This is a genomic window from Methylobacterium sp. E-012, from assembly GCF_057836545.1.
The window spans coordinates 648,307-662,211 of the sequence record NZ_JBYQEY010000001.1 but is presented as its reverse complement, the minus strand read 5'-3'; the positions used below and the strand labels follow the sequence as shown (position 1 = coordinate 662,211).

General features: G+C 72.2%; 15 protein-coding genes and 1 riboswitch. Of the genes, 11 read left to right on the top strand and 4 right to left on the bottom strand.

Annotated elements, in window-relative coordinates; all coding sequences use genetic code 11:
* The first annotated feature begins 18 nt into the window (after nt 1-18).
* The 8 genes from AC3IF1_RS03050 (at nt 19) to crcB (ending at nt 6,943) form a co-directional block, all read left to right on the top strand.
* Complete coding sequence (locus AC3IF1_RS03050) at nt 19-495, top strand: DUF4381 family protein (RefSeq protein ID WP_489215757.1); 477 nt, start codon at nt 19-21, stop codon at nt 493-495.
* Nucleotides 496-515: 20 nt separating this feature from the next.
* On the top strand, nt 516-1,532 hold the full coding sequence (locus tag AC3IF1_RS03045; protein ID WP_489220304.1) for a VWA domain-containing protein: 1,017 nt from the start codon (nt 516-518) through the stop codon (nt 1,530-1,532).
* A gap of 289 nt (nt 1,533-1,821) precedes the next feature.
* Complete coding sequence (locus tag AC3IF1_RS03040) at nt 1,822-2,751, top strand: VWA domain-containing protein (RefSeq protein ID WP_243973008.1); 930 nt, start codon at nt 1,822-1,824, stop codon at nt 2,749-2,751.
* Nucleotides 2,751-3,671, top strand: a complete 921-nt coding sequence (locus tag AC3IF1_RS03035; RefSeq protein WP_489215755.1) for a tetratricopeptide repeat protein — start codon at nt 2,751-2,753, stop codon at nt 3,669-3,671. The genes AC3IF1_RS03040 and AC3IF1_RS03035 overlap by 1 nt, the downstream gene beginning before the upstream one ends.
* A 113-nt stretch (nt 3,672-3,784) precedes the next feature.
* Nucleotides 3,785-5,134, top strand: coding sequence for a hypothetical protein (locus AC3IF1_RS03030; RefSeq protein ID WP_489215753.1), 1,350 nt, complete (start codon nt 3,785-3,787; stop codon nt 5,132-5,134).
* Between the two features lie 94 nt (nt 5,135-5,228).
* Nucleotides 5,229-5,648, top strand: a complete 420-nt coding sequence (lanM, locus tag AC3IF1_RS03025; RefSeq protein ID WP_489215751.1) for a lanmodulin LanM — start codon at nt 5,229-5,231, stop codon at nt 5,646-5,648.
* 177 nt (nt 5,649-5,825) lie between these two features.
* Nucleotides 5,826-6,335, top strand: coding sequence for a hypothetical protein (locus tag AC3IF1_RS03020; protein ID WP_489215749.1), 510 nt, complete (start codon nt 5,826-5,828; stop codon nt 6,333-6,335).
* A gap of 55 nt (nt 6,336-6,390) precedes the next feature.
* A riboswitch (Fluoride riboswitch) is annotated at nt 6,391-6,469 on the top strand.
* A gap of 84 nt (nt 6,470-6,553) precedes the next feature.
* Nucleotides 6,554-6,943 (top strand): fluoride efflux transporter CrcB, encoded by a 390-nt coding sequence (crcB, locus tag AC3IF1_RS03015; RefSeq protein ID WP_243973022.1) that lies wholly within the window; start codon nt 6,554-6,556, stop codon nt 6,941-6,943.
* A 130-nt stretch (nt 6,944-7,073) separates the two neighbouring features.
* On the opposite strand, the gene AC3IF1_RS03010 is transcribed toward crcB, so the two are convergent.
* A complete protein-coding gene (locus AC3IF1_RS03010; protein WP_243973028.1) occupies nt 7,074-7,904 on the bottom strand; it encodes a pyruvate, water dikinase regulatory protein in 831 nt (276 codons plus the stop codon).
* Between the two features lie 462 nt (nt 7,905-8,366).
* On the opposite strand from AC3IF1_RS03010, the gene AC3IF1_RS03005 reads away from it, so the two are divergent.
* The 3 genes from AC3IF1_RS03005 to AC3IF1_RS02995 all read left to right on the top strand — a co-directional run bounded on the left by AC3IF1_RS03005 (nt 8,367) and on the right by AC3IF1_RS02995 (nt 10,368).
* Entirely contained in the window at nt 8,367-9,500 is a 1,134-nt protein-coding gene (locus AC3IF1_RS03005; protein WP_489215746.1) for a uroporphyrinogen decarboxylase, read from the top strand.
* Nucleotides 9,501-9,504: 4 nt separating this feature from the next.
* Nucleotides 9,505-9,936: a protoporphyrinogen oxidase HemJ gene (gene hemJ, locus AC3IF1_RS03000; protein WP_489215744.1), complete on the top strand. Its 432-nt coding sequence runs from the start codon at nt 9,505-9,507 to the stop codon at nt 9,934-9,936.
* Nucleotides 9,937-10,020: 84 nt separating this feature from the next.
* Nucleotides 10,021-10,368, top strand: a complete 348-nt coding sequence (locus AC3IF1_RS02995; protein ID WP_489215742.1) for a lysozyme inhibitor LprI family protein — start codon at nt 10,021-10,023, stop codon at nt 10,366-10,368.
* Between the two features lie 7 nt (nt 10,369-10,375).
* Here AC3IF1_RS02995 and AC3IF1_RS02990 read toward each other — a convergent pair whose 3' ends face one another.
* The 3 genes from AC3IF1_RS02990 to AC3IF1_RS02980 all read right to left on the bottom strand — a co-directional run bounded on the left by AC3IF1_RS02990 (nt 10,376) and on the right by AC3IF1_RS02980 (nt 13,764).
* Nucleotides 10,376-11,026, bottom strand: a complete 651-nt coding sequence (locus AC3IF1_RS02990; RefSeq protein ID WP_489215740.1) for a hypothetical protein — start codon at nt 11,024-11,026, stop codon at nt 10,376-10,378.
* Nucleotides 11,027-11,644: 618 nt separating this feature from the next.
* Nucleotides 11,645-12,628 carry an ATP phosphoribosyltransferase gene (hisG, locus tag AC3IF1_RS02985; RefSeq protein WP_243973036.1) on the bottom strand — a complete coding sequence of 328 codons (984 nt, stop codon included), beginning with the start codon at nt 12,626-12,628 and terminating at the stop codon, nt 11,645-11,647.
* Complete coding sequence (locus AC3IF1_RS02980; RefSeq protein WP_489215738.1) at nt 12,625-13,764, bottom strand: ATP phosphoribosyltransferase regulatory subunit; 1,140 nt, start codon at nt 13,762-13,764, stop codon at nt 12,625-12,627. Before AC3IF1_RS02980 ends, hisG begins: the two co-directional genes overlap by 4 nt.
* Nucleotides 13,765-13,905: the final 141 nt, after the last annotated feature.

The window sequence follows — 13,905 nt, the reverse complement described above, 5'->3', positions numbered from 1 at the left end:
GCCCGGCGGGGTGCCGCGATGATGCCCGCCGAGACCGCGCTCGGCCTGGACCAGCTCCGCGGCCTGCACCTGCCCGGGGGCGCCGCCGGCGCCGTGCAGGGCGAGATCCTCGCGGCCGCTCTCCTGGGCTTCCTGGCCGCCCTGCTGGTCGGGCTCGCGCGCGCCCTGCGCGGCCGGTCCCGGGCCGGCCTCCGCCGGGCGGCGCTGGCCGAACTCGCCCGCAGCCGCGGCCTCGATCCGCAGGCGCGGCTCGTGGCCCAGGCCCGGCTGCTGCGCCGCCTCGACCGGACGCTGGGCGGCGATTCCGGGCCCCGGACCGCGGGCGCGGATTGGGGCCGGCGCCTCGACGCCCTCTTCCGGACCGACTTCTTCACCCGGGGGGCGGGCCGCGTCCTCGCCGACGGGCTGTACCGCCGCCAGGCTCCAGATCTCGACGCCCTGGACGCCGAACTCGGCCGCCTGATCGGACGGGTGCGGAGCGGGGCGCGCTCGTGAGCGGTCTGGTGAGCGACCTCCTGCCCGCCTGGCTCAGCGCGCTCCTGTCGGCCTTCGACCTCGCCGCACCCTGGGCGCTGCTGGCCCTGCCCCTGCCCCTGCTCGCCGGCCGCCTGATCCCGGCCGAGCCGGAGGGCGGCAGCGGTGCCCTCCGGGTGCCCGGCACCCTGGTCGGCGCGGGCCGGGCCGGCGCGGACCGCGCGGCCCGCGGGCGCCGCCGGACCGCCCTCGCCTGGACGCTCTGGCTCGCCCTGGTGGTCGCCCTCGCCGGGCCCCGCCTGGTCATGCCGGCCGCCGCGCTCCCCGCCTCCGGCCGCGAGATCATGATCGCCATGGACCTGTCGGGCTCCATGGAGCGGCGCGACTTCGCCCTCGACGGCGAGACCGTGACCCGGCTCGCCGCGGTCAAGCGCGTCGGCGCCGACTTCATCCGGCGCCGGGCCGGGGACCGAATCGGCCTCGTGATCTTCGCCGACCAGGCCTACGTGGCGGCGGCGCCGAGCTTCGACACCGCCGCGGTCGCCCGGGCGCTGGACGAGGCGACGATCGGCATCAGCGGCCGCTCCACCGGCATCGGCGACGGCCTCGGGCTGGCCCTGCGCCGCCTGGACCCCCGGGATGCCGGGGCCGCGGCCGAACCCGGCGCCGCGAAACCCGCGAAGGCCGTGATCCTGCTCTCGGACGGCGCCAACAATGCCGGCCAGACCGCCCCCAAGGACGTGGCGGAGCTCGCCAAGGACCTGGGCATCCGGATCTACACGATCGCGCTCGGCCCCCGGGACATGGCCGACGCCGACGGCGAGCAGGACGTGGTCGACACCGAGACCCTGCGCGACATGGCGCAGACGAGCGGCGGCGAGGCATTCCGGGTGCGCACCACCGCGGATCTGGTCCGGGTCGCCGAGGCCATCGACCGGCTGGAGGGCGGCCGCGCCCTGGCGCCGCCCCTGCCGCTGCGCCGGGACCTCTGGCCCTGGCCGGGCGCCCTGGCGCTGCTGGCCGCCGCCGCGTTGCTCGCCAGCCGGAGGGGGGCGTGATGGGTGCGGTGTCTGAGGTCTCGGCCCCAACGCGTCGCTGGATGGATAAGGGCGGCGATCCAAGCCGCGCGCCCCTCCTCCCCCCCTCTGCGGGGGAGGGGGCCCCAAGGGGCGCCCCCTGCGTCAGCGGGGGCCGGGAGAGGGGGGCGCGGCGTCCGAAAAGGGCTGAGCCGACGGGCCGGCCAACGCCTTATCCTGCACCGTCGCGCCCCTCTCCCCCCCTGCTTCGCAGGGTATTCTCCCCCGCAGGGGGGGGAGGGAGAGCGTGCGCCCTCTCCGGTTCAGCCCGATGAGCGCCCTCGACGCCGTCGCCCTCCTGCGCCCCTGGTGGTTCCTGGCGATCCCGGTCATCGCCCTCCTGGCCCTGCGCGCCGCGTGGCGCTCGGCCCCCCTCGGCGACTGGGCCCGGGCGGTGGATCCGGCGCTGATGGCCCACCTCGCCCGGGCCGGCGCGGTGCTCGGCGGACGGCGGCAGGCGAATCTCGCCGCCGCCCTGGCGGCCGGGCTGATCGCCCTTGCGCTGACCGGCCCCGCCGTGGAGCGGGCGGACGGGCGGACGTTCCGCAATCTCGACGAGACGGTGATCGTCCTCGACCTCTCCCGCTCGGTCACCGAGGGGGGCAACCTCCAGGGGGTCCGCCAGGCCGCCGCCGCCGTGGCCGAGGCCGCCGGCACCCGGGCCGTGGCGCTGGTGGTCTACGCGGGGGACGCCTATCTGGCCGCCTCCCCCACCACCGACCGCGACAGCCTCGGCACCACCCTGTTCGCCCTCGACGCCGACACGGTGCCCGACCGCGGCTCCCATCCCGAGCGGGGCCTGGCGCTCGCCCGCCGCACCCTGGCGGAGGCGGACGTGGTCGCCGCCGACGTGGTGCTGATCAGCGACGGCGACGGCGTCGGCGAGGCCGCGACCCGTGAGGCCGGGGCGATCGCCCGGCAGGGCTGGCGCCTGCAGGCCCTGTTCGTCCCCGCCGAAAGGCCGCTCCCGCCCGGCGCGCCGAGGCCCGACCGGGCGGCCCTCGACGCCCTGGCCCGGGCCGGGGGCGGCACCGCCGCCGACATCGCGGCCCCCGGGCCGGTGCTCGACGCGGTCGGCGCCGGGCTCAGTCAGCACCTTGCGGCGGGGGGCTACGGGGTGCTGGCCTACGCGGATCTCGGGCGCTGGCTGCTGCTGCTGGCGGCCCTGCCGGCCCTGGTCCTGTTCCGCAGGAGCGCGTGATGCGGCTGAGCCTGCCGGATACGGGTCTCGCCGCGCCGCTCCGGGCCGGCCTGCCGCCGCGCTGGCGGCGCCGCGCCCGGCTCGCCGGCCTCGCGCTGGCGGGCGCGGGCCTGCTGGCGCTGCTCGCGGTCTCGCAGCCCCGCACCGGGTTCGGGCGGCTGCTGATGGGCCTCGGCCTGCCGGGTCTGGCCGCCGACGTCTTCGCCGATCCGGCCTGGCGCGCCGCCGCCCTCTACGAGGCCGGCCGCTACGACGCGGCGATCGCCCTGTTCCGCGCCGGCGGCCGCCGGGCGAGCTACAATCTCGGCAACGCCCTGGCGCGCGCCGGCGACCTCCCCGGCGCGCTCGCGGCCTACGACGAGGCCCTGCGCTTCGACCCCCGGGACGCCGACGCCCAGGCCAACCGCTCGCTGATCGCCCGGATGCAGGCCGAGGTGATCGACCGCGGCCCCGGCGGCGGCATCGCCAACGGCACCGCCCAGTACGGCGCCCGCTACAACAACACCGCCAATCAGGACCAGACCGACGAGATCAACGCCGCCTCCAGTGGCGAGGGTCTGGCCGGCAACAAGGAATCCAACGCCAGCGCGTCGCTGCCCGGCAACAGCAAGGTCGCCCGCCGGGGCAGGGCCGAGCAGCAGTCGATCGACGCCGGCAAGGGCCAAGCCCGGGGCTCGGCCGGCGACGCCGCGGGCCGCGGGCGCATGGGCGGCGGCGCCGCCATGGTGGCCGAGGCCCCCGAGCGCGAGGTCCGCCGGGTGACCAAGAGCTTTGAGGCCCACGAGATCCGCCCGGACCGGCTCTGGCTCCAGACCCTGCCGGACGATCCGGGCCGCTATCTCAAGCTGCGCCTGCGCGCCGAGCAGACCCGCCGGATCGAGGCCGGCACCGCGATACCCGCCGGGAGCAACCCGTGGTGATGCTCTTGAGTCTTCCGCGATGCGCGATTGCCCGCCCCCCTCTGCGGGGGCGGGCGGCCCCCGGAGGGGGGCGGGGGAGGGGAGCCCGGCCTCCGGAGCGGGCTGAGCCCGTCATGGCGGGCGCGACCCTGCTTGAAGCGGCGCTCCCCTCTCCCCCCCTGCTCCGCGGGGTACCCGCCCCCGCAGCGGGGGGAGGGCGGGGGCGCATCCGGGCGGCCCTTGTTGTCACCCTCCTCGCCCCTCTGCTCACCCCTCTCCCCGCCCGGGCCGAGATCGAGCCCGGCGACCTCACCCTGACGGTGACGGCGGACTTCAACGGCCACAGCGCCCCCTTCGCCCGTGAGATGGTGCTGCTGAAGATCCACGGGGTCTACAAGCAGCCGATCCTGCTGGAGGAGGTGGTCCAGCCCTCGCTGGCGAACTTTTCCTGGACGCAGCTCGGCCGCGACCATTGGAGCAAGGCCAAGCTCCCGGACGGCCAGAGCGCCATCGCGTTCGACCGCACCGTGGCGGTCTTCCCGCACCATGCCGGGCCGTTCACCATCGAGCCGTTCACCCACAAGCTGACGGTCAACGATGTCGGCGAGCGCCGGACCGTCGAGGTGCGCTCAGCCCCGATCCCCTTCCCCGTCGAACCATGGACCGCCGCCACCGGCGGCCCCGACGCCAAGGAGCCCTGGTGGCTGCCCGCCCGGGACGTCACCATCACGGATTCCTGGAGCCCGGACCCCGAGACCATCAAGGTCGGCGAGACCGCCCGGCGGATCGTCACCCTGGAGGCGCAGGGCATGGTCGCCGAGGGCCTGCCGCCCCGGCCGGTGATGCGCACCCGCGGCATCATCACCTTCGCGGGCCCGGTCACCCGCGAGACCCTGCTGACGCCCTCCGGTCCCGTGGCCCGGGCCACCTACCAGTGGGACGTGAAGCCCGGCGTGCCGGAGATCATCCCCCTCGACGCCATCGCGATCCCGTGGTTCGACACCGGAACCCGCACGATGCGCGAGGCCGAGATCCCGGCCCGGCAGATCGGCGGCGGCCTGCCCGACCGGGAGACCGACCGGGCGCCCCCGCCGGTCCCCGCGCCGCTCGCGGCCGCCGCCGCGGCGCTCGCCGCCTTCGGGCTCGGGCTGGCCCTGATCGGCTTCGGCCTCGGGCGGCCGCGCCTGCGCCTCTCCGGCCCTTCCCGGCGCGCCCTGCGCGCGGCGGCCCGGACGGGCGATCCGGCCCGGTTCCACACGGCCCTGGAGGCGGCGCTGCGGGAGGCGCCGGATCTGGCCCGGATCTGGCGGTCCCGGCCCGCGCTCGTCGACGCCTTCGCGGCCCTCGACCGGTCGGTGTTCGGGCCCCCGGGCGCGGCCGGGCCGGACCTGCCGGGGCTCGCCCGCGCCCTGTCGCGCCCCGAACCGGTCGCCGCCGCGCCCGGGCCGGACCGTCTGGCACCCCTCGACGGCCCGGCCCGCTGACCCGCGGCGGGGGATGATCGTCGCCTTGTGAAGGAACGGCCCGCGCGGCCGCGGCTTGGGCTGCCGGCACCGATCGCCACCGGAGACGTCATCCATGCCCGCAACCCTGACCCGAACCGCCCTCGCCGCGCCGCTCGCCGCCGCCCTTCTCCTGCCGGCGACGCTCCCGGCCGCCGCGCGCTCCGCCGGCACCGAGCGCACGCTGAAGATGGTCGACACCGACAAGGACGGCACCATCGATCTGGCCGAGGCCCAGGCCGCCGCCGGCAAGACCTTCGACGCCGCCGAGACGGACAAGGACGGCACCGTCGACGCCAAGGAGCTGAAGGGCCGGATCAGCAAGAAGGACCTGAAGGCCGCCGACGCCGATTCCGACGGCACCCTCGACCGCAAGGAATACCTCGCCCTGGTGGAGAGCCGCTTCAAGGCGGCCGATCCCGACGGCGACGGCAAGCTCGACGCCAAGGAGCTCAAGACCCCGGCCGGCCGGAGCCTGCTGCAGCTCCTGAAGTAACGGCGGATCCCGGTCCGTCGCCGTTGCACAGTCGATAAGCAAGTATTATTCCTGTGCAACGGCTCAAGATCTGAGCAGGCATCAATATGTTGCACGATCTTGCAGCATTCGAATCGGTCTCGTAGGCTCCTTCCACCGAGCGACACAGCGTCGGATCGACATCCAGGGAGGAGCGCGATGGCCCGCGCGAACGACGTCAAGGACAGGTTCCGCACCCGGCTTCAGGAGGCCGATGCCCGGAGCAACGACTTCCGCAGGAAGCTCCTGGCGGAGGGCGCCCGGGCGCTGGAGCCGGTCGTCGGCGTCCTGAACCTCATGGCCGAGGTGCTCAACGAGGCGGACAACGTCCACGGCAGCATCACCGGCCTCGAAGCCAGGATCGATCAGGACAACTTCATCAGCCTCTGCGCGCAGCTGCGCGGGACCGAGGCGGAGCAGAAGATCAAGATCACCTACGGGCCGGAACTCGGCGGCAGCAACTTCATCGCGGTCTCGGGCCTCAACCAGCGCTACAACGAGCGCCTGGTCCCCGGGGCGGCGCGCGGCGCCAGCGGCCGGACGGTGGGCAGCGACATCCAGCTCGACGAGAACCGGGGCGGCGAGCTGGCCGAGGTGGTCCGCGAGGTCGTCGAGGATTTCTACGCCGCCCAGATCGAGCAGCGCAGCCACTTCGCCTCCGCCCGCTGACCCGCAGGGGCGTTCGAAAACCCGATTCCCCCACGCGCCGTCCTGCGCTAAGCTTCTCCCCGATGGGGATGGAGCTCCCCGACAACCGCCCGGCATCGTGACCGCCATGCCGGGCTGATGGCTCCTACCGAACGGGCGCGCCTTTCGCCGTCCGCGGTGGGGCCCTGCGCCGAAGCCGCGACGCGGGGAGGCCGCCCGACCGAACAGGAAGGGCAGGCATGATCAACACCCTCATCGTCATCCTCGGGGCCGGGCTCGGGGGGGGCGCCCGGCACGGCGTCAACGTCGCGGTGTCGCGGCTGCTGCCGGGCCTCGGCTTTCCCCTGGCCACCCTGATCATCAACGTGCTGGGCTCGTTCCTGATGGGCGTGCTCGCCGAGGGTTTCGCCCTGCGCGGCGCGGCGGGCCACCCGGCCCGGCTGTTCCTGACCACCGGTGTGCTCGGGGGCTTCACCACCTTCTCGACCTTCTCGCTCGACGCGATCAGCCTGTACGAGCGGGGCGAGACGGGCCTGGCCGCCCTCTACGTGCTGGGCTCGGTCGCGGCCGGGCTCGTGGGCCTGCTGGCGGGCCTCGCCCTGGTGCGGGCGGTCCTGAGCGGAAGCTGAACGTCACGGTTTTGAAAGGTCTTCGACCGTTCGCGGGTCCAGGGCGGAGCCCTGGTGTCGGGCGAGGCCCGCGTCTCAGGGGCTCCGCCCCTGAACCCCGCCAAAGGGCTCGCCCTTTGGGAACCCCGTTTCAATCCGCGATGAACTTCAGGCGGTGGTCGCGGTAGAGGTCGACGATCGCGGCCGCGGTCTCCTCGATGGAGCGGCGGGTCACGTCGATGGTCGGCCAGCGGTTCTTGGTGAACAGCCGCCGCGAGGCCGTGATCTCGTCGGCCACCGCCGAGCGGTCGACATACATCGAGGATTCGTCGGCGTTCAGGCTCGACAGCCGGTTCTGGCGGATCTGCACGATCCGCTCGGGCGAGGCGAACAGGCCGACCACCAGGGGTTTCCGGGCGCGCTCGATCGCCGGCGGCAGCGGCATGCCCGGCACCAGGGGCAGGTTGGTGGTCTTGAGGCCGCGATTGGCGAGGTAGATCGAGGTCGGCGTCTTCGAGGTCCGGCTGACCCCGAGCAGGATCACGTCGGCATCCTCCAGGTCCTCCGGCAGGTTGCCGTCGTCGTGGGCCAGCGTGAAGTTCATCGCGTCGATGCGCTTGAAGTACTCGGCGTTGAGCATGTGCTGGGCGCCCGGCCGGGCGGTCGTCTCGGCGCCGAGATAGGCGCGCAGCAGGTCGTGGACCGGCCGCAGCACCGACAGGCAGGGGGAGCCGGTCTCCCGGGCGACCTCCTCCAGCCGCTCGCCGAGGTCACCGCCCACCAGGGTGTAGAGCACGAGGCCCGGCGCCGCCCGGATCTCGGAGATCACCCGGTCGAGCTGCGCTGCCGAGCGCACCAGCGGATAGACGTGCTCGATCGCCGAGACGCCCTCGTACTGGGCGGCCGCCGCCCGGCCGACATTGATCAGCGTCTCGCCGGTGGAGTCGGAGACGAGGTGAAGGTGGAAGTAGCTGCGGCCCATCCTGTCGCCTTCGTCTCGCCGGGCGTTATCCACCGCCGGCCGCCAGGGGAGTCGATCAGTGTGGATAGGATGCGGCTTCGGGCAGGTCCAGGGCGCGGAGGCCCCGTCTTATCGACTCCGCCGTTCACAGCTACGCCATCGGGACGCGCGGAATCCGGGCGCCTGGGAGAATCCGGGACGCACGAGGAGTGCGTACCGGACTCGGCGTTCGCAAGCCGCTGTCGGACTTGGCCGTTCTCGCAACATGGAGCGAATCCTTTAAAGCCTCGTTAACGGCGCGGCGTCGGGGACGGCCTGTGGACCCGCTTGCGACCCCGAACTTCGCCCCCCCAAGAGAAAAAACAGAGTCTTAGAATCTCTCTTTTCTTTTCGAAGGGGCCTGTGTGGGGATCGGCGCGTCGCGACTCGACAGGAGCAGCGCCGACGGGCATGCGGAAGGGGCTAAGCGGGGTGGGAGCGCAGATGACGACGGGGACACCGCCGGTGAAACGCACGATGCTGCGTGTCCTCGAAGGGGAGGCGATCGGGCCGCCCCCCGCCTGGATGATGCGCCAGGCCGGCCGCTACCTGCCGGAATACCGGGCGACCCGGGCCGAGGCCGGCTCGTTCCTCGACCTCTGCTACAGCCCGGACTTCGCCGTCGAGGTGACGCTCCAGCCGATCCGCCGGTTCGGCTTCGACGCCGCGATCCTGTTCTCCGACATCCTCGTCGTGCCCCACGCGCTCGGCCAAGACGTGCGCTTCGTGGAGGGCGAGGGACCCCGCCTCGACCCGCTTGACGGCCGGGATGCGTTTTCGCGCCTGCGCAAGGCCGGCGACCCGGCGGTCATGACGCACCTCGCCCCGGTCTTCGAGGCGGTGACGCGGCTGCGCGCCGAACTGCCGGACGCGACGACGCTGCTCGGCTTCTGCGGCGCCCCCTGGACGGTGGCGAGCTACATGATCGGCGGCCGCGGCACCCCCGACCTCGCCCCGGCCCGGGCGCTCGCGGAGGGCGACACGGCCCTGGTCGACACCCTGATCGACCGCCTCGTCACCGTGCAGACCGACTACCTCGTGCGCCAGCTCGAGGCCGGCGCCGACGCCGTGCAGATCTTCGAATCCCATGCCGGCACCCTGCCGGCGGCGTTACCGCCCTCGGCCGGCCTCGTGGAGCCGGTGGGCGACGTGGCCGAGAGCGCTTTGCCCGACGGGACGGCCATGGACGCGCTGACCCGCTGGTCCCTGCGCCCGATCGCCCGGATGATCGCGGGGGTCCGCGAACGGGTGCCCCACGCGAAGATCATCGTGTTCGCCCGCGGCTCGGGGCTCGACGGCCATGCCCGGGTCGTGCCCGAGACCGGCGCCGACGCGGTCGGGGTCGATTGGGGGGTGGACCTCAAGGCCCTGCGCGCCCGGGTCCCGGCCGCGACGGTCACGCAGGGCAACCTGCATCCGGAAACGCTGATCGCGGGCGGCGCGGCCCTCGACGCGGCGGTGGACGGGGTGCTGGCGGCGACCACGGGCCTGCCGCACATCTTCAACCTCGGCCACGGCATCACGCCGCAGACGCCGGTCGCCCATGTCGAGCGCATGCTCGCGCGGCTGCGCGGGTAGGCCCGTGCTCTACGACTGGATCAAGGCCGGGCACGTCGTCAGCCTGATCGCCTGGATGGCCGGCATGCTCTACTTGCCCCGGCTGTTCGTCTACCACGCGGGCCTGGAGCCGGGCTCGGGGGCGCAGGCCGCCACCTTCAAGGTGATGGAGCGCCGCCTGCTCAAGGCGATCATGACCCCCGCCATGATCGCCACCTGGGCGTTCGGTCTGACGCTCGCCTGGATGAGCGGGTTCTACGCAAGCCCCTGGCTGCAGGCGAAATTCGCGCTGGTGCTGGCGATGTCGGGCATCCACGGCTGGCTCGCCCGGATGGTCAAGGATTTCGCCGCCGACCGGAACACCCGCGCGCCCCGGTTCTACCGGGTGCTCAACGAGGTGCCGACGCTGCTGATGATCGGCATCGTCATCCTGGCGATCGTCAAGCCGGGCCTCTGATCCCGGGATCCTGTGATCCCGGGCGAGGTTTACCGGGCCGCCATGCCGGGCGGAGCCTTTCGCCCGCCGGCTCGTTCTCCGGCCATGTCCAAGTCGTTCCCCGCCGCTTTGGTCCTGGCCACCCTGGCGCTCGGCCCCTCCGCCCACGCGGCGAGCTTCCCCTGCGAGAAGGCCGAGGCCCCCGACGAGACGGCGATCTGCGCGCATCTCGCCCTCAACGACAGGGATGTCGAGATGGCGACCCGGTTCGAGATCCTGAAGGCGGTGCTGCCGATGGGCGGCCAGACCAAGCTCCGCGACGACCAGGAAGCGTGGCTGCAGGAACGCCGGACCTGCGGCGCCGACGTCGCCTGCCTGCGCGCCGCCTACGACACCCGCCTCACCGTGCTGCGCGGGGTTTTGGGGGAGTTCGCCAAGCAGGGACCGCAGTAGAGTATGCCTATTTCGGTACAAAGCATGGATTCATAGCGATTAAAATGTCGATAATCTTGTAACGACTAACCTTATTCCTAAGGGCGGCATCATCCACGTTTGTCCCGTGACTTCCTAGCGAGAGATAGTAATATTTTTTGCTATCTTCCTTCTCGAAGACAATCCATTCACCAGTAAGCTCGTTCCGATCGCTGCGATCACGATACGCATCGATTGTGAGGTTATATGCCAAGAAACCAGAAAAATCTTCTACTTTTAACGCCAAGTGTTTCTTGATTGCCTTATCGAACGAGTGTCTGAGTTCGTTCTTGAGATTTTTTCCCATAAAACACGGCTGAAAGTGATGTTTATGCCATAGCCCAAGCAAGGGCGGTTTTTTGAATGGCTTTGCTTCCTTTGTACGGCTCGGCCGTGGATCGGTTCCCTCCAGAATACCGATCTCGCCGTAGATGATATGAACGTGGTAGAGACGGGCTGCCATATGATAGGCGAGTTCGAATGCCAAGCCGAACGTGTAGCGCCCGGTGCCCATCTTCAAATCAAGCCAGTCACAGACATCCTGTATGATCTCGGGTGTGACGGCTACTTGTCGGGGGTGCCGTTTCTGTCCTTCTCCGTCACTCGACATCTGACTTCCCTGCGTAGCAAGCGCGGTCAAGATTGGCGGACCTCGACGACAGCATGGATTTCGAGCATCTGCTGGGCCTACACACCGGCTTGTGCCGTGAGCCACTTCCGATCGCCGACATTGATCCCGTCATAGCCCAAGCACTTGGTGCTCAGACGCGCCGTGTTCTTCTATCGGCTGAAACGATCCAAAAACAATTGCGGCGGCATGCAGACTTGCCGATCAGCGCCTATCGCTGCGCAGGACCTTGTCTCAGACGGGGTTCGTATCGACAGGATAGCCCTCGGTCTGCAGTAGTCCTGTACACGGATCAGAGCATCTTCGGCGCCCATTTTCGGGCCTACATCAAGGCGACGCAGGCCGGACACGAACTCTACCTCGTCTCGTTCCTGATGATGCGCGAACGGTACCTCCGGCGAGAGCTGCGGAAGCCCTACCCGGTCCTTCAGCCTGGGTTCTGAAAATGCGAAAGGAGGCCGGAGCCTCCTGACGCTGTGGGGCGGGGCCTGCCGGAACCCCGCATGGCGCTCCCGTCATCCGCGAGGGACGACAGTGCTACGGCAGGCAGAATGTCACCGTGTCGCCCACACCGGAGAAGATACACCTTGGCCCGGAAGTTTTCCAGCTTTCCGGCATCGGGGCGCCCCCTCACAGCCGCGCCAGCAGCCGCTCCGCCAGCGGATTTTCCGCCGCGAAGGCGTAGTCGACCCGCCGCACCGTCACGGCCCGCGCCCCGGCCTGGACCAGGGCGTCGGCCAGCTCGAACACCGCGCCCTCCGGGCAGCGCAGGACGATCTCGCCCTCCGGTCCAAGCGGGGCGCCGTAGGGCAGTTCGGCCTCGTGCAGGCCCGCCAGGGTGGCGAGGTCGATCGCGCCGCTCTCCGGCAGGGCGGCGCGGACCTCGCGGGTGGTGCGGGCGCGCTCCTCGGCGGCGATCCGGCCGAGCACCGTGCGCAAGGCCGCCCGCTGGCCCGCGCCCCACGGGGCCTTCAGCGAGGCCACCAAGTTGGCCTCGGAGCGCAGGATGATCCCGTCCTCCAGCACCTTCAGGGCGTTGGCGGAGAGCGTCGCCCCCGTGGTGGTGATGTCGACCACGATCTCGGCCGAGCCCGCGGCGGGCGCGCCCTCGGTGGCGCCGAGGCTCTCGACGATCCGGTAATCGGCGACGCCCTTCTCGGCGAAGAACCGGCGGGTCAGGTTCACGTATTTGGTGGCCACCCGCAGGCGCCGGCCATGGCGGGCGCGCATCCCGGCCGCGACCTCGTCGAGGTCGGACATGTCCCGGACGTCGATCCAGGCCTGGGGCACCGCCACCACCACGGTGGCGTTGCCGAAGCCCAGCGGCGTCAGCAGCTCCACCTGGCCGCGCACGTCCGGCAGGGTCTCGCGGATCAGGTCCTCGCCGGTGATGCCGAGATGGGCCGCGCCGGAGGCGAGCTGCGCGGCGATCTCCGAGGCCGAGAGGTAGCGCACCTCGACGTCGGGGACGCCGACGAGCCGGCCCCGGTAATCGCGGGCGCCCGCTCCCTGAGCGAGCTTCAGCCCGGCCCGGCCGAAGAACGCGCTGGCGTTCTCCTGCAGGCGGCCCTTGGACGGGACGGCGAGGATCAGCATGGTCTCGGAAGCGCTCATCGTCCGGCTCCCGCCACGCGCTCGATCCAGAAGGTGCAGCCGACCGCGGGCAGCGGGACCGGGCTGCCGAGATGGCCGAGCAGGCCGTCGTAGCGGCCGCCGCCGACCAGGATCGGACCGTCGCCCTCGGTCACCTCGAAGATGAAGCCGGTGTAGTAGTCGAGGTTGCGGGCGAAGCCGCCCTGGAAGCGGAACCGCTCGATCGGCAGGCCGCGGGCCGCGATGAAGCCGATGCGCTCCTCGAACAGGTCGAGGGCGGCCGCGAGGGCGTCGTGGCGGACCTGCGCGTCGGCGACGAGCGCCCGCAGGTCGCGGGCCGCCGCGTCCGGATGGCCGGCGATCGCCCGGTAGCGGTCGAGCACGGCGCGGTTCTCGGCGTTGAGCCCGGCCCCGCCATGGGCCTGGGCTGCCGCCTTGGCGAGGAAGCGCTCGGCGATCTCCCCGGCGCTGCGGCCGCCCACCGCCGAGATCCCGGCGATGGCCAGCACGTCCTCCACGAAGGCGCGCACGCCCCGCGGGTCCTGGCCCTGGATCGCCGCCAGCAGGCCGGCATGGGGATCCTCGGGGCGCGCCCCCGCGCCGTTGGTCACGGCATCGAGGGACCGCCCGGCGGCGAGCGCCCGGAGCGTCCGCCTTTTGGCCGCCGGCGGGACCGCGAGGCCGTCGAGGAGCGCCACGGTCAGGCCCATGTCGCCGAGCCGCACGGCCGGATCGGAGCGGCCGAACAGGGCCAGCCCCTCGAGCGCGAGGCCCAGCACCTCGGCATCGGCCGCGGGCGTGTCGGTGCGCCCGATCGACTCGATCCCGGCCTGGAAGAACTCGTCGGGCTCGTCGGCGGCCAGCCGGAAGACCGGGCCGCAATAGCTGTAATCGGCCGCCTGCCCGTCGGCCTGCGCCCGGTGCAGGCGGCAGACGGGAATGGTGAATTCCGGCCGCAGGCACAGTTCGGCCCCGCCCGCGTCCTGGGTCACGAAGATCCGGCGGCGGATATCCTCGCCCGACAGTTCCAGGAACGGCTCCAGCGGCTGCAGCACCGGCGGCGTCACCGGCCGGTAGCCCGCCGCCGCCAGATGGGCGGAGAGCCGCGTGCGCGCCGCGTCCCCCGCCCCCGTCTCACCCGCCTCCGGTCGTGTCATCGTATCCACCTCGCGGGCGCTCTGTAGCAACCGCGCCCGGGCTTGGCGACAGCGGGCGCGGGCGTGCCGGCCCGATGCGCCCCGCAGGATCGCGCGCGGCGCGGTCCGAGGCGCGATAACCTTTACGGACCTGCAACAGCC

What these genes read in the sequence shown, in the direction of transcription:
- lanM (WP_489215751.1), top strand. Translation starts at nt 5,229, where the DNA reads ATGCCCGCAACCCTGACCCGAACCGCCCTCGCCGCGCCGCTCGCCGCC.
- AC3IF1_RS03050 (WP_489215757.1), top strand. Translation starts at nt 19, where the DNA reads ATGATGCCCGCCGAGACCGCGCTCGGCCTGGACCAGCTCCGCGGCCTG.
- AC3IF1_RS03040 (WP_243973008.1), top strand. Translation starts at nt 1,822, where the DNA reads ATGAGCGCCCTCGACGCCGTCGCCCTCCTGCGCCCCTGGTGGTTCCTG.
- AC3IF1_RS02980 (WP_489215738.1), bottom strand. Translation starts at nt 13,764, where the DNA reads ATGACACGACCGGAGGCGGGTGAGACGGGGGCGGGGGACGCGGCGCGC.
- AC3IF1_RS02995 (WP_489215742.1), top strand. Translation starts at nt 10,021, where the DNA reads ATGTCCAAGTCGTTCCCCGCCGCTTTGGTCCTGGCCACCCTGGCGCTC.
- AC3IF1_RS03030 (WP_489215753.1), top strand. Translation starts at nt 3,785, where the DNA reads ATGGCGGGCGCGACCCTGCTTGAAGCGGCGCTCCCCTCTCCCCCCCTG.
- AC3IF1_RS03005 (WP_489215746.1), top strand. Translation starts at nt 8,367, where the DNA reads ATGACGACGGGGACACCGCCGGTGAAACGCACGATGCTGCGTGTCCTC.
- AC3IF1_RS03020 (WP_489215749.1), top strand. Translation starts at nt 5,826, where the DNA reads ATGGCCCGCGCGAACGACGTCAAGGACAGGTTCCGCACCCGGCTTCAG.
- AC3IF1_RS03010 (WP_243973028.1), bottom strand. Translation starts at nt 7,904, where the DNA reads ATGGGCCGCAGCTACTTCCACCTTCACCTCGTCTCCGACTCCACCGGC.
- crcB (WP_243973022.1), top strand. Translation starts at nt 6,554, where the DNA reads ATGATCAACACCCTCATCGTCATCCTCGGGGCCGGGCTCGGGGGGGGC.
- hisG (WP_243973036.1), bottom strand. Translation starts at nt 12,628, where the DNA reads ATGAGCGCTTCCGAGACCATGCTGATCCTCGCCGTCCCGTCCAAGGGC.
- AC3IF1_RS03035 (WP_489215755.1), top strand. Translation starts at nt 2,751, where the DNA reads ATGCGGCTGAGCCTGCCGGATACGGGTCTCGCCGCGCCGCTCCGGGCC.